The following is a 14,102-nucleotide window of genomic DNA, read 5'->3' on the forward strand; positions in this document are numbered from 1 at the left end:
ATGTGCTATCTTCCGCGAGGTTCCACCTGGTACCTTGACGGAGGTCAAGTGTATGCAGCTGCGGTCACTTTAATGAGCACTTGACCGGCCTGGAGCTCATCGATGCATGCGATGGTTTTGCGAACAGCGGGAGCCCCTCTCAAGCTTGAGGATCGAGCAGATCCGGCGCCTGGACCAGGTGAGATCCGCGTCAAGATTCGCGCGTGCGGCGTGTGTCGGACCGACTTGCATGTGCTGGATGGCGAGTTGCCGGGCATCAGATATCCTATCATACCAGGACATGAGATCGTCGGACGGGTCGATCAGATCGGGCCAGGCGTAACCTCCCATCGGATCGGCGAGCGCGTTGGCGTTCCCTGGCTGGGATATACATGTGGCGTTTGCCGTTTCTGCAGCAACGGTATGGAAAATCTTTGCGACTATCCGCTATTCACCGGCTATACCCGTGATGGCGGCTTTGCCACTCACACGATTGCAGACGCGCGCTATGCGTTTCCGCTTGGTGAGGGCGACGACGATGTCGCAATCGCTCCACTTCTGTGCGCCGGGTTGATCGGCTGGCGGTCGCTGGTCATGGCGGGCCAAGCGGAACGGCTAGGCATCTATGGCTTTGGCGCTGCTGGCCACATCGTGGCCCAGGTTGCGCGCTGGCAAGGGCGTCAGGTCTATGCATTCACCCGCCGCGGTGACGAAGCCGCTCAAAATCTCGCCTGGGAACTTGGTGCGACATGGTCAGGCGCATCGGATGACCTGCCCGAAACGCCGCTGGACGCCGCAATTATATATGCACCCGTCGGAGAGTTGATCCCGCTCGCGTTGCGCGCGGTTCGCAAGGGCGGTCGGGTGGTTTGTGCAGGCATCCACATGAGCGACCTCCCAAGCTTCCCTTACAGGCTCTTGTGGGAGGAACGCCAGCTCGTCTCCGTGGCCAACCTGACGCGCCAGGACGGCTTGGATTTCCTGAGGATCGCGCCGCAGGCAGGGATTCGCACCCATACGACCCCTTACCCGCTGGCGCAGGCGAATGAGGTTCTGGCCAGACTGAGGCAAGGCGAAATCCTCGGCGCTGCCGTTCTTGTCCCCAATGAATAGCACGACACCATCGTCATCTCCGGAGACTTCGACGCAAGATGCTGTGTTCGCCTTTCTCAGCGATCCAGCACATCATCGCCAGGTCCGGCGGATCGACACCCACGCAGCTTCAGTGTTCCTGGAAGGCAATCGCGCCCTCAAGATCAAGCGCGCTGTTCGGTTTCCGTTTCTTGATTATTCCACGCTGGAGAAGCGCAAGGCTGCATGTGAGGATGAGCTGCGCATCAACAAGCCGTTTGCACCGAAGATCTACCATCGCGTTGTGGCCGTTGTGCGGATGGACGACGGTACACTCTCAATAGACGGACCGGGAACGCCGCTGGAATATGCGGTGGACATGACCCGCTTCGACGAAAGCCGCACATTTGATCACCTCGCAGCACGTGGCGAAGTCACCGCCGTGCTCGCCGAACGCATGGCAGATACCATCGCAAGCTCGCATGAGGTCGCCGAACCTCGGCCCAGCGCCCCCTGGATCGGCTCGATCGAGAGGATTATCCAGGCCTTTATTGCCGCCTTTAAGGCCGGCCCTTGGTTCGCCTCGGATGAGATCGAGCAACTCGCGGAGGCTTCACAATCGACATTTGCGCGCGTGAAGTCCACCTTGGAGGAGCGTGGCAGACAAGCCTATGTCCGGCGCTGCCATGGCGACCTTCACCTCGCCAACATTGTTCTGATTGGGGAGCGTCCCGTCTTGTTCGATGCGATCGAATTCGACGAACGGATTGCGTCGATCGATGTTATCTATGATCTCGCGTTCCCAATGATGGACCTGCTGTATTACGACCAGCAGACTGCGGCCAATCACCTGCTCAATCGTTATCTCGCAATTACGCCAGTCGACAATCTCGATGGCCTTGCTGCTCTTCCTCTGTTCATGTCGATGCGATCGGCCATCCGCGCGCAGGTTCTGATTGCGCGACTTGATCGGGCGGGCTCCGATCAGACCGGTGTCGTCGAGGCTGCAACGCGCTATTTCCAACTGGCGCGCCGCTTGATCCAACCGGCGGCCCCGCTTCTGGTTGCCGTTGGAGGACTTTCCGGGACGGGAAAATCAGTCTTGGCCCGTGCCATCGCGCCCTCGATCCGGCCTTCGCCGGGCGCGATCGTGTTGCGCAGTGATGTGCTTCGCAAGCAGCTGTTCGGCGTCCGCGAGACGGATCGCCTGCCGCCAGACGCATATAATGCTGACGCTGGTCGAAAGGTCTATGAGCTCCTCCTTGAGCACGCGGGCCGCGTCTTATCGCGCGGTTATTCTGTCGTGGTCGACGCCGTCTTCGCACGTGGGGACGAGCGAACAGCCGTTACCCATCTGGCTCGGAAAATGAAAATTCCATTTGCCGGCTTCTTTCTGACGGCGGACTTGGCGATCCGCCAGGCTCGCATCGGCACCCGCAAGGCGGACGCGTCCGATGCAACGCCCGAGATTGCGGGATTGCAGGAAGGATATGATATTGGCCCAATAGACTGGGCAGTCATCGACGCGTCTGGAAGTACCGAGGCAACGCTTGCGCAGTGCCAAACTCAGCTTCCGCGGTAAGTCGCAGCGCCGCTCCGCAGAAGCCGCGGCGCTCTCGCGAGCTCACTACAGATGCACGTAGTCTCCCGGTGCATCCGGCAACTGGTTGGAAGTCCCCGGCACCCCCATTGAGGGCGGCTCGCATGGCTCTCCAGATCGGCTATTGAGCCAGCCAACCCACTCGGGCCACCACGATCCTTCGATCCTGGCGGAGGTCTTCTGCCATTCGTCGGGACCAAGGTAAGGTGCGTCTGCGAGCTTTGTTTTCACCTGATAGAAGTGGCCCGGTTCGCTTGGCGGCGCGACGACGCCGGCGTTATGTCCACCGCTGGCCAACACAAAGGTCACGTCCGCATCCACCTCATAGTGAATCTTATAGGTTGACCTCCATGGCGCCACATGATCGCGGATCGTTCCCACTACGAACATGGGGGTATGAATATCGGACAGTGAGATCGACCGGCCATCGACCATATAGCGGCCTTCAGCGAGATCATTGTGCAGAAAGAGCTTGCGCAGATATTCGGAGTGCATTCGCGCGGGCAGCCGGGTCGCGTCCGCATTCCAGGCCATCAGATCGCTCGGATGCGCGCGCTCACCCATCAGATAATCCCGCGACACCCGCGACCAGATCAGATCGTTGGAGCGTAGCAGCTGGAAGGCGCCGGCCATCTGCGTGGTGTCAAGATATCCCCGTTCCCACATCATGTCTTCCAGGAATGCGACCTGGCTTTCATTGATGAACAGCGTGAGCTCACCCGCTTCGGTGAAGTCGGTTTGCGCGGCCAGCAGCGTGACCGATTTGAGGCGACGATCCCCATCGCGCGCCATTGCAGCGCTGGTGATCGACAACAAGGTTCCCCCCAGACAGTAGCCCAGCGCATGGACATGTCGTCGCGGCATGATGAGCCCGATCATGTCGAGCGCCGCTTTAACCCCCAGCGTCCGATAGTCGTCGAACGCAACATCCCGGTCGCCGGCGCTCGGATTTCGCCAGGAGATCATGAAAACCGTAAATCCCTGGGCCGTGAGATATCTCACCATCGAATTATGGGCCGACAGGTCGAGAATGTAGTACTTCATGATCCAGGCAGGCACGATCAAGATAGGTTCGGGCCGAACCTTTTCGGTCGTCGGGCTGTACTGAATCAGTTCGATCAGCTCGTTCCGATAGATGATCTTGCCGGGCGACGCAGCCACCGTTTTGCCAACGATGAACTCTGCGTTTACCGCGCCCGGCTTGCTCGAGGCCAGCAGCTGCAGTAAATCACTGCACCAGTGCTGACAGCCGAACACGAAATTCTCACCGCCGCTCTGGAACGTCTTCTGCAGGACCTCGGGATTAGTGCCCGCAAAGTTCGACGGCGCAAACATGTCGAGCGTCTGTCGAACAGAGAATTCGACAATCGCTTCATTCGCAGGTGCAACACCGCGGACATCGGTGGTCGCATTGTGCCACCACTGCTCGCCAAGCAGAAATGCTTGAGCCAGAAAGTTGAACGGCTCGATTTCCCACTCGGGCTTGACGAACCTGTGGTCAGTCGGCTGCGGCTTGATCAAGTCCCACGGTTTGCGCTCGGGCGCCGCGGAATGCAGCGCCCGCTGAGCAAGTTGCGTGCTGAAGCGCATCGCATCGCGCAAGATCTCGATCTGCCGTTGCGGCGCGGTCGCAAGGTGGGAGGCCCAATCGAAATAGGCCATCGACAGCGCGATCGGGGAAAGGCCGCCCGTCAAACGCGCGAGGGTTGCAGTGAAGGCCTTATCCAGCTCGTGATCTTCATGCCCCAGCTCCTGCGAACGACCGACCTTCGGCTGAGCCTCCGTCAACAACGGCCGCTCTGCAGCCTCACGCGGGGCAAGAGCGTGTGGCCCGGCGGGCGCGTCGGCTTTGGACCAGGCAACTATCGGCTTCACGAGCATCTTTCCTTCGGGGTTGCTTCAAATGACGCATGCCGTGGACGGATCAACTCTGTCCTGATCGTCCGGTCAGCTTGAGGCTTGCATCAATCATCCGCTGACCGTGTTTGAACAGCCGCTCGCAGTCGCGCCTCAAGAATTCGATCTGATGTTGACCGCACTCTTGCAACATTGTCTGCCCGCCGTGCACAGAGTGCACACCGGCGACCTTTGAAACAAACTCCATGAACAAATGAGTCTCGGTACGAGCCCGATCCAGGAGTTCATTGCCCATGAAAACAGCCTCTTCCAGTGCGATTCGTTGAGCACCGCACACCAAGTCCAGCATTTGTTTGTTGGAACTTGCGATTCGCTTTGAAATGTCAACAGTCAGCGGGTCATCCCCAACGGCACGGGCCTTGGAAAGCTCAGGCATCACAAACCTCCACCTCCCTGATCAGGATCCGATCCATATGGTATCGGCCACGAGAAACATTGAGCTGCATCAAGCTCATTTGCGGCGGCGATTGACCTGCATCAAATGGCCTCGCGGCCGGAACGCTAGCTTTTGCGAGACTTTCAACGCCGGAGTTTGCCATGCGCGCCCATCAGATCATGACCCGTCCCGTCATCACCGTCACCCCTGAGACCCCGATCGTCGAAGCTGCGAACATCATGCTGGAGCGGCATGTCAGTGGCTTGCCCGTGGTCGACGGCGCGGGCAAGCTCGTCGGCGTCGTATCCGAGGGCGATTTCATCCGCCGGAGCGAAATCGGTACGGAGCGAAAGCGTGGCCGCTGGCTTCGATTCATTCTCGGCCCGGGCAAATCCGCTGCGGACTTCGTTCAGGAGCATGGCCGCAAGGTATCGGAGGTCATGACCAAGGCACCGTTGACGATCACGGAAGATACCGCTTTGGCGGAAATCGTCGACATCATGGAAAGGAATCACGTCAAGCGGCTGCCGGTGACCCGGGGAGATCAGGTGGTCGGTATCGTCTCCCGCGCCAATCTGCTTCAGGCGGTGGCCTCATTGGCTCGCCAGGTGCCGGACCCGACCGCTGATGACGATCATATCCGCAACCGCATCATCGATGTCCTGGAGAAGAACGACTGGTGTCCCTTTGGCCTGAGCGTGATCGTCAAAGACGGCATCGTCCACCTGAGCGGTGTCATTACTGAGGAGCGGTCACGGCAGGCAGCTGTGGTGGCCGCCGAAAACATCGACGGCGTACAAAAGGTTCACGACCATCTCTGTTGGGTTGATACCATGTCCGGCATGTACCTGAATTCGCCGGAAGATGAAGACATGGCGAAAGCCAGCTAGACCGGCCGATGCAGGGCGCCCCCGCGCAGGGGCGCCTGTTCATTGCCAAGGCTATCGGCGGAGGCTGAACTCAGTCGATCAACTTGCCGTTCGGCCCAAAGAACGGATGGGGTCCGTCGAAATCTCCGATCGGAACCTGATGGGTCACGATAGCTCCGAAGCCGTCCCCCGGCAGCCAGGTATGGAGATGAAACGCTGGTGGCTCGATCTTGAATGACGGCGCGCGCAGCTCCGCCACGTCGAGATCGACCGCATGGTTCGGTGCCGGACAAATCGTGCAGGGAACGCCAGCGAACATCGCCAGCGTCGCCCGATGGACGTGACCGCATCCAATCAATTGCAGGCGCGGGTGACGTCTGACGATCAGCGCCAGGTCGGATGCATTGCGCAGGTTCTGCCGATCCATATGCCAGATGCCGGTCGCAAACGGCGGATGGTGGAGAAAAACCAGGGCAGGACGCTCGGTCGACATCGAAAGTGTAGCTTCCAGCCAATCGCAGGTGGAACCGTCCAGTTCGCCTTGTGGATGACCGGGTACGCTCGAATCGAGCAGAATGATCTCCAAGCCTTCCACGACCACTCGCTGGTTCAATGGACCGGCAGAATTTGCATAGGAACGATCCGGAAATGCCGCGCGCATGAGCTCGCGCGAATCGTGGTTGCCCGGAATGGCAACGAACGGGATCTTCAACCGGGACAGCAATCGGACGAGATGCTCGTACTCCTGCTCGGTCGGGGTATCCACGAGGTCGCCTGAAATGACCACGAGATCAAGCGTCGGTTCGAAGTGATTGAGCGCCTCGATGCAGCGCTCGAGAGCTGCTGCCGTATCGACACGCCGATAGGCCAGCCGGCCCGGCGCCTTGATGTGGAGGTCGGAGATTTGAGCAATCAGGATCGGGCGTCTTGACATCTGATTCACCGCCGGTCCGGGGGCAGAAAGCGTATCGCCTCAGGCGCAATGGCAAGCCCGATCCGCTCTCCGACCGCAACCTCAATCGTGTTGGCCGTATCGACCACGAGAGGCTTGTCCGACACGTCCCTGACGAAGATCCGCTGCCGATCTCCTGAGAAGCGCACGCTCTCGACCACACCATTTAAGGCTGCGGCGTCGGAGCGTACGATTCGGATCGTTTCCGGACGCACCATCGCAACGGCGGTCGTCAGATCTTCGGAACCGTTGACCGGTTGCCGGCCGCCTGCCAGCATCAGCCGTCCATCTTCAATCGGAGCTTCGATGATGTTTGCTGCTCCGATGAACTCGGCAACGAACCGATCGGCCGGCTTGAAATAGATGTCGCGAGGCGAACCGACCTGGGCAATGGCGCCCTTGCGCATGACCACCACCTTGTCGCCGAGCTCCATGGCCTCAGCTTGATCATGCGTGACATAGATCGCAGTGATGCCAAGCGTCCGCAGCAGCCGATTGAGCTCGCTCCGCAGCCGTTCGCGCAACGCGGCATCGAGCGCAGTCAGGGGCTCGTCAAGCAGCAGAACGCTGGGCCGGATCGCGACCGCACGCGCCAAGGCGACGCGCTGACGCTGACCACCCGACAGCTGATCGATGCGACGGTCTTCGAGACCCGATATATTGGTCAGCTGCACCAGCTCGGCAATGCGGGCGGCACGTTCAGGTCTCGCGACACCACGGATCTTCAAGCCGTAGCCGATATTCTCGGCCACCGTCATGTTCGGAAAGAGCGCATAGGATTGAAACACCATGCCGACATTCCGCCGCTCGATCGGCGAGCTCGTCAGATCTTTGCCATCGAACAGCACCCGGCCGCCGGAATCGGGGGTCTCCAATCCGGCGATAATGCGCAACAAGGTCGTCTTGCCGCATCCCGAAGGTCCTAGCAGCACGAGCGTTTCGCCGCTCGCAACGTCGAGCGTGGTCGGCTCGAGCGCGCGTGTGCCATCGGCATAAGTCTTCGCGCATCCTTCAACCCGCAGTGACACGCCGTGTTCAAGGCCTGTTTTCACCGCACGCCTCCTCTTCCGCCGAACCACTGCATGGCGACCAGGAGCGGAATGATCATGATGAAGAAAATCAGCGTGTAGGCTGAAGCCACTTCGAGCCGCATGGAAGCGTAGCTGTCGGCGAGGCCGATCGGCAATGTTTTGGTCAAAGGCGTATGGAGCATCCAGGTCAGATTGAATTCGCCAAGAGACAGCGTCACCACCATGAGGCTTCCGGCCAAAATGCCCGGCGATGCATTGGGGACGATGACGTCGCGGAAGCGGCGCCACGGCGATGCGCCGAGCGAAGCCGCGCCTTCGTCGAGCGTCTTGACGTCAACATTTGCAAACACCGCCATCACCGACCGTACCATGAACGGCATTGTAAAGATGACGTGCCCGACGAGAATGAACAACCAGGAACGCCGAAAGTCGCCGAAGCCGCCATAGGTCAGCAGCAACCCGAGCGCGAGCGCCAGACCGGGAATCGCCACCGGAAGCGTGATGATTTCTTCGACGGCACGCGAAAGCCGACCGCCGCGAATGTAAAGGGCATAGGCCGCGGGAACGCCGGCAAGTAGCGTCACTGCCAGCGTTCCGAAAGCGATGACGAACGATAGCAGGATGGTGCTCGCGTAGAGCTCCCAAACCTGGACGACCCATTGCAGAGTCAATCCCGATTGAATGCCTCGAAAATAGTTCACAGTGATCCCGGCAGTCATCGAGAGACCTGCCGGTACGACGAGGAATGCCGCAACCAACATGGTAAAAAGCAACTGAGCGGCAAAGATCATTCGATCCCGCATGGCATCATCCCGCGGCGGCCACGGCATTGCCGCTGAACGAGCGGGCCAGCGCCAGGATCATCCAGGTAATCACACCAAGCCCGATTGACAGCGCAGCCGAAGTGGCGAGATTTCCGGCTAAGGTAAACTCGGTATAGATCAGCATCGGTAGAACGTCGATGTTGGTCGCGAGTGTGAACGCCGTGCCAAACGCGCCCATAGCGGTTGCAAAGGCTATCGCGCCAGCGGCGACGAAAGCCGGCATCAACGCCGGCAGCACGACATCACGCTGCACGGCCCAAGGCCCCGCCCCCAGCGAACGGGCCGCCTCCTCAAGGCCGGGATCGAGCTTCTGCGCGGCCGCCATGATGGTCAGAATGACCCGCGGAATCGAAAAGTAAAGATAACCCAAAAATAAGCCATGGATCGAATAGGCGAAAACGAGCTTATCTCCGCTGAGGCGACTTGTCACTTCCCCTATTAGGCCTTGGCGCCCCGCGAGCAGAATGATCATAAAGCCAACTACAACACCGGGAAACGCGAGGGGAAAGGTCAGGATCGCGATCAGCAAGGACCGCCCGGGGAATCGGTGCCGCTGCAGAAAGATTCCGGTGATGGTCGCGACGACCAAAGTCGTCACCGTCGTCGCGGCAGCGAGCACGACGGTGTTGATGAGCGTCATCCGATAGCGGGGCTCGATCACGATGGACAGGTATTCCGAAAGCCCTTTTGGGCCTTCGGATCCGGTGATGAGAAGGTTCGCCATCGGCAGCAGAAAGAAAGCTGCCGTCAAGATGCTCAACGGCAGCAGGCAGAGCCAGACAAAGGATCGATGCGACATGAGAGGATAGTGCCCGAACTCAGCTCAAGCAGGGGCCGCAGATTACGCTATCTGACCTCGGCAAGATAGCGATCGACGAAGCCCTTTTGCACGTTTTCCATCTCGCCCCAATCGACACTCTTGGCCCGCGCGTAATCGCTGTCCGGCAAGAACTTGCTCTTCACAGCACCAGGCAAATCGATCGGCCGTGCCGGGCGCAGATAGGCATTGGTCCAGATCGCCTGGCCCTTGTCAGACAAGAGATAGTCCAACACTTTCTTCGCTTTTTCCTTATCGGGCGCATTCTTCACGAGACCAACCACGTAAGGAAATACGACCGACCCTTCGCAAGGAATCACGAACTCGAAATTCCCTTTCTCCGAATACTTGGCGCGATAGGCGTTGAAATCGTAGTCGAACAGGATCGGCATCTCGCCAGAGACCACGCGGGCATAGGAGGTCTGCTTGGGCACGATCGGATCGTTCTTGCGCAGCTCCTTAAAATAGCTGATCGCCGGGTCAAAGTTGGTGGCCGACCCGCCAAGCGCGAGATTAACCGCGACGGCGCCAACATATCCGACGGCAGCGGAGCTCGGATCGAGATAACCGACCATTCCCTTGTAGTCTGGCTTGAGCAGATCCTTCCAGCACGCCGGCACCGGCTTGCCGCCAAGCGCATCCTTATTCACGAACAGGCCGAGTGTGCCGGAGTGGATGGTCGTCCAGTAGCCGTCCGGATCCTTCAGGCCTGCCGGAACCTGCTCCCAATGCGCCGGCCTATACGGCTCGAGTGCATCCTGCGCCTTCGCTTTCATGCCGAACGTGACGCCGAAATAGCCGATATCACCGACCGGATTGCTCTTCTCTGCAAGGATCTGAGCCAGCGCCTGGCCTGAGTTCTTGTTGTCGTGCGGAATATCATAGCCGAGATCGGCCTTGATTGCCTTGAGCATGGAAGCCCAATCCGCCCATTCCGGAGGGCAGTTGTAACAGATGACGTCTGCGGCTTTGGCCGACTGCCATGGAGCCATGACGACAAGCGCAAACAGTATCACAACGAATCGGATGGCATTCATGACAAGGACTCCGTGGCTCCGGCATCTCAGCCCGTGGTGCTTTGGATTTGACGTTCGCATCCCGGCGTTTCGGTCAGCAGAATACCAAACGTCAAATCCGCTCCACTCGCGTTGGGTTTCCCCTAAAGGCCGCATATGAAGGATTTGCGACACAACCGACGACCATATGGCGCACGTTGCGGCTACCGCAGGGTGCGCGATTCATGACTTATGACGAACGAAACCTGCGACCTCGGCGGCCATAGCTATCAGATTTCATCCTTAGAGTTGCGCTCGTCGGCGGTCTGGAATTGGCCGAAACCGCCACGCAGGAAAACGAGCGGCTCGGTCGTGTTGTACGAATAGGCTTCCACCGCGCCGAGAAAGATCACGTGGTCGCCGCCATAGTACCGACCGACGGATCGGCACTGAAAATTCGCCACGCTCTCTCTCAGGACAGGTGCCCGTCCGAGACCGGCGTCCCATTCGACTCCGGCGAATTTGTCTTCTGAAGATTTCGCGAACTTGTTCGCCAGCGCCTGCTGGGATGATCCCAGAACGTTGACCGCAAAATGAGTCGCGCTCTGAAACACGTTCAGGCTCGAGGAATAAAGAAGCAGGCTCCAGAGCACCAATGGAGGGTTAAGCGACACCGAGGCAAACGAGTTGCATGTCAGTCCATATGGCCGGCCGTTCGAATCGGCGGCGGTGATGATCGTTACACCCGTCGCATAGGTCCCGAGCGCGTTGCGAAAATCCCGCGGGTCAATCGGCGAACTGTCGCTGGCGAGTTCTTTGGCCGGGTCCGGAGTCGCCGAAGGCTTCGACGTATCATTCATCCTGATGCCTCAGAGCGTCAGGTTGTCGGAGGGCAGACCAAGCACCACCCGACCGTAGCTGGTACCTGCCGCGTCGAAATTAAACGCGATGTGCGAGTTAATTGCGTGCGCATCGCGAAATTGCCGTTGCAAGACTCCGCTCGTAAACAAGCCTCGTGCACCGCTTGCCGCAAACAGCAGAGAAACAGCCTCCGTGCACAGATTGACGGAGTAAGCTCCGTCACGCCGATAACGTGTCTTCGTCGTCATATCCGGAACGATGCCACGCTGCGCATCCTCCATGGCCTGCACGCAGCACGATCGCATGATCATACGGGCCGTATCGATCTTGACTGACGCTTCGGCGATCTTGAGCTGCGTGCTTTGCAGATCGCTGAGCTTTGCCCGGTTGTAGGTCGAGGCGCGGTGCTGAGCCCCGTCGATATAATCCTCGAGGCACGCTTGCGCGTTACCCAGGGCAACCCCGGAGAGAGCGAAAGGAAATAGAGAGAAGACCGGCAATGCATAAAGCGGATTGGGATTGACGCGACTGCCCGGTGTCATTCCCCCTGTCAAGTCGTTCACACCCACGGTCATCTCGTCAGCGACAAAGGCATCACGCACCTCGACATCGTTGGAGCCGGTCCCTCGCAGACCGGCAGCATTCCAGGTGTCGAGAATGTTGTAGTCTCTCCGTGGCAACAGGAAAATCCGGTACTCGACGCCATCGGCTTCATCGTCGGAAGCAACCACGCTGGCCAACATGTTCCACTGACATGAGGCGACGCCGGACGACAACGGCCAACTGCCGCGCAATTCGTAGCCACCGCGCACTTTTCGAGCTCGGCCCGCAGGGAAGATAAAGGAAGATGCAATCAGAGTCTCGGCGTTATCTCCCCAAATCCGGTCCTGCGCCCGAGGGTCGAACATCGCCAACATCCAGTGATGGCTCGCCAGGTTGGCGACATTCCAAGCAACCGACGCATCGGCGCGCGCGAGCAGCTCGGCGCAATCGACCAGCGCGACGTAGTCAAACTCAAGTCCGCCTACGCGTTTCGGCTGCAGAATCCGAAATAAGCCGACCTCCTGCAGATCCTGCTCAGTCTCTGGGGGAACGCGGCGCAGCTCTTCGGTTTGCTCCGCGCGTTCACGAAGCAGTGGCAACAGCGCCTTCGCCTGCGCTTCGATCGGTTCAAACGCCCCCGGTCGTGGGGCGGGCAGATGCGAACCCGGCTGCTGGCTGGTGGTCATCCCAGGCATCCTCCGCGGAGCGTCCGTTATTTCGTTTCAGGCGAGGCCGTTGCGATGCCTCATTGTGATACGTTGTCATCCGGTTGGCAATCGGAACAGCGGCAGTCAATTGCGTAGCGCTTCTTGCTGGCGCGCCTCAACCGGCCCTGCTATGCCTTCCCAGTTTGTCCGAAAGCTCCTAATTCTCGCAGCGCTGCAACGTGGCATTGATGATATCCCAAGGTTGTTTGCAGCACCTCGGTCGTATGCTGACCCAGGGTGGGCGCCGCGACCGGCTCAACAGACGGGGTCATGCCCATGCTGATCGGCGTTTCGATATTCGGAACCCACCCCGCTGTCGGGTGCGGAATCCGGCACACCCGACCGCGGCCAAGGACCTCCTGCGCGTCAAACGCCTCCGCTACGGTACGGAGATATCCCGCGGGAATGTGAGCGTCCTTCAGCTTCGTTATCCACCTTTCAAGACGATCGGTCGTGAAAATCTCCGCCATGATGGCGCGCAGACTCTCCTTGTTCTGCGAGCGCGACTTGCGGGTAGCAAATCGCGGATCCCATACAAGATCGGGCCGACCGAGCACATTGCTGACAAGCCGGCGATAGAGCCGATCGTTGGCACAAGCAATATAGAGCGGACCATCGGCGGCTTCATACACACCAACGGTCGGCGACCCGTTTGGCGAGTTGCCGAAGCGCCCCGGATTGCTGCCGCTCAGCAGATAGGCCATGCCGTAGAAACTCGTCATGTTCGTCGCAACGTCGAACAGAGTCACCTCCACGTGCTGACCTCGCCCGAGCCGTTCGCGGGCAAGCAGCGCCATCAGAATGGCATTGCAGGCAGACATGCCGGTCGCGAGATCGATCACGGGCGGCCCCGTCCGCACCGGCGGCCCATCGGCAAATCCATTGAGCGACATAAACCCGCTCTCGGCCTGGGTAATCGGATCGAAGCCTGGTCGCGATGCGAATGGTCCTGAGCGGCCATAAGCCGAAATCGAGCAATAGATGAGACGTGGATTACCTGCGGACACGGTGGCGTAGTCCAGTCCGAACTTGTCCATAACCCCGGTCGAGAAGTTTTCGACGACCACGTCCGCTCTGGCGATCAAGTCACGTGCAACCTCCCGCGCCTCAGCCACCGCGAGATCCAGCACAATTCCACGCTTGTTGCGATTGAGGCTGAGGAACGCTGCGCTCTCTCCCGCGATTTCCGCGTGCTCGTAGGCTCGCGTATCATCGCCTCCATCCGGATGCTCCACCTTGATGACATCGGCGCCAAAATCGGCCAAGGTCTGCGTACAGGCGGGTCCCGCCACGACCCGTGTAAAATCGATCACCAGCAGCCCGTCCAGAACATTCGGCATGGCCGCTCGGCGGGGCGGTCGTTCCGGCAACGGCACTTTCGCCATCTTCGCGGCTCCTTCCCACAAACGTGTTATCGATCCTCTGCGAGATCTTTCGTCCGCGGTTGCGAAACTCTGTCCAGCAACCGACGCTGCAGACGCATCCAAGTGGTTAGCCTACCCTGAGACATAAAAAAAGACCGGCGGCCTGCAGCCGCCGGGCTTTCAACTCTGCCGCACC

Annotated in this window: 13 protein-coding genes; 3 read left to right on the plus strand and 10 right to left on the minus strand. The window is 59.5% G+C overall.

Translation table 11 applies throughout. The features are described from left to right. Positions 1-102 precede the first annotated feature (102 nt). Both ACQR1W_RS35195 and ACQR1W_RS35200 read left to right on the plus strand, forming a co-directional pair. Complete coding sequence (locus ACQR1W_RS35195; RefSeq protein WP_434855061.1) at positions 103-1,092, plus strand: zinc-dependent alcohol dehydrogenase family protein; 990 nt, start codon at positions 103-105, stop codon at positions 1,090-1,092. Further along, positions 1,085-2,632, plus strand: coding sequence for an AAA family ATPase (locus ACQR1W_RS35200; protein ID WP_434855062.1), 1,548 nt, complete (start codon positions 1,085-1,087; stop codon positions 2,630-2,632). The genes ACQR1W_RS35195 and ACQR1W_RS35200 overlap by 8 nt, the downstream gene beginning before the upstream one ends. A 45-nt stretch (positions 2,633-2,677) precedes the next feature. Here ACQR1W_RS35200 and ACQR1W_RS35205 read toward each other — a convergent pair whose 3' ends face one another. Together ACQR1W_RS35205 and ACQR1W_RS35210 are read right to left on the minus strand one after the other, a co-directional pair. Beyond that, on the minus strand, positions 2,678-4,531 hold the full coding sequence (locus ACQR1W_RS35205; protein WP_434855063.1) for a PHA/PHB synthase family protein: 1,854 nt from the start codon (positions 4,529-4,531) through the stop codon (positions 2,678-2,680). Positions 4,532-4,574: 43 nt separating this feature from the next. Continuing rightward, positions 4,575-4,943, minus strand: coding sequence for a phasin family protein (locus ACQR1W_RS35210; protein WP_434855064.1), 369 nt, complete (start codon positions 4,941-4,943; stop codon positions 4,575-4,577). 161 nt (positions 4,944-5,104) lie between these two features. Here ACQR1W_RS35210 and ACQR1W_RS35215 point away from each other — a divergent pair, with 161 nt between their 5' ends. Next, positions 5,105-5,833, plus strand: a complete 729-nt coding sequence (locus ACQR1W_RS35215) for a CBS domain-containing protein (RefSeq protein ID WP_434855065.1) — start codon at positions 5,105-5,107, stop codon at positions 5,831-5,833. Between the two features lie 70 nt (positions 5,834-5,903). Here ACQR1W_RS35215 and ACQR1W_RS35220 read toward each other — a convergent pair whose 3' ends face one another. From ACQR1W_RS35220 to ACQR1W_RS35255, 8 genes are all read right to left on the minus strand, one after another. Further along, positions 5,904-6,746 (minus strand): phosphodiesterase, encoded by an 843-nt coding sequence (locus ACQR1W_RS35220; RefSeq protein WP_434855066.1) that lies wholly within the window; start codon positions 6,744-6,746, stop codon positions 5,904-5,906. Between the two features lie 5 nt (positions 6,747-6,751). Next, a complete protein-coding gene (locus tag ACQR1W_RS35225) occupies positions 6,752-7,816 on the minus strand; it encodes an ABC transporter ATP-binding protein (protein WP_434855067.1) in 1,065 nt (354 codons plus the stop codon). Then, a complete protein-coding gene (locus ACQR1W_RS35230) occupies positions 7,813-8,598 on the minus strand; it encodes an ABC transporter permease (RefSeq protein ID WP_434855111.1) in 786 nt (261 codons plus the stop codon). The genes ACQR1W_RS35225 and ACQR1W_RS35230 overlap by 4 nt, the downstream gene beginning before the upstream one ends. A gap of 4 nt (positions 8,599-8,602) precedes the next feature. Further along, the gene (locus ACQR1W_RS35235) at positions 8,603-9,418 is read right to left on the minus strand and encodes an ABC transporter permease (RefSeq protein WP_434855068.1); all 816 of its coding nucleotides are present in this window, start codon (positions 9,416-9,418) and stop codon (positions 8,603-8,605) included. 47 nt (positions 9,419-9,465) lie between these two features. Beyond that, the gene (locus ACQR1W_RS35240) at positions 9,466-10,473 is read right to left on the minus strand and encodes an ABC transporter substrate-binding protein (protein WP_434855069.1); all 1,008 of its coding nucleotides are present in this window, start codon (positions 10,471-10,473) and stop codon (positions 9,466-9,468) included. A gap of 248 nt (positions 10,474-10,721) precedes the next feature. Next, entirely contained in the window at positions 10,722-11,291 is a 570-nt protein-coding gene (locus ACQR1W_RS35245; RefSeq protein ID WP_434855070.1) for a flavin reductase family protein, read from the minus strand. Between the two features lie 9 nt (positions 11,292-11,300). Then, entirely contained in the window at positions 11,301-12,521 is a 1,221-nt protein-coding gene (locus ACQR1W_RS35250; protein ID WP_434855071.1) for an acyl-CoA dehydrogenase family protein, read from the minus strand. Positions 12,522-12,670: 149 nt separating this feature from the next. After that, positions 12,671-13,927 (minus strand): CaiB/BaiF CoA transferase family protein, encoded by a 1,257-nt coding sequence (locus ACQR1W_RS35255; protein WP_434855072.1) that lies wholly within the window; start codon positions 13,925-13,927, stop codon positions 12,671-12,673. Between the last annotated feature and the right edge of the window lie 175 nt (positions 13,928-14,102).

Origin of the sequence: Bradyrhizobium sp. HKCCYLS1011 (genome assembly GCF_051167795.1) — a bacterium.
GTDB lineage: Bacteria > Pseudomonadota > Alphaproteobacteria > Rhizobiales > Xanthobacteraceae > Bradyrhizobium.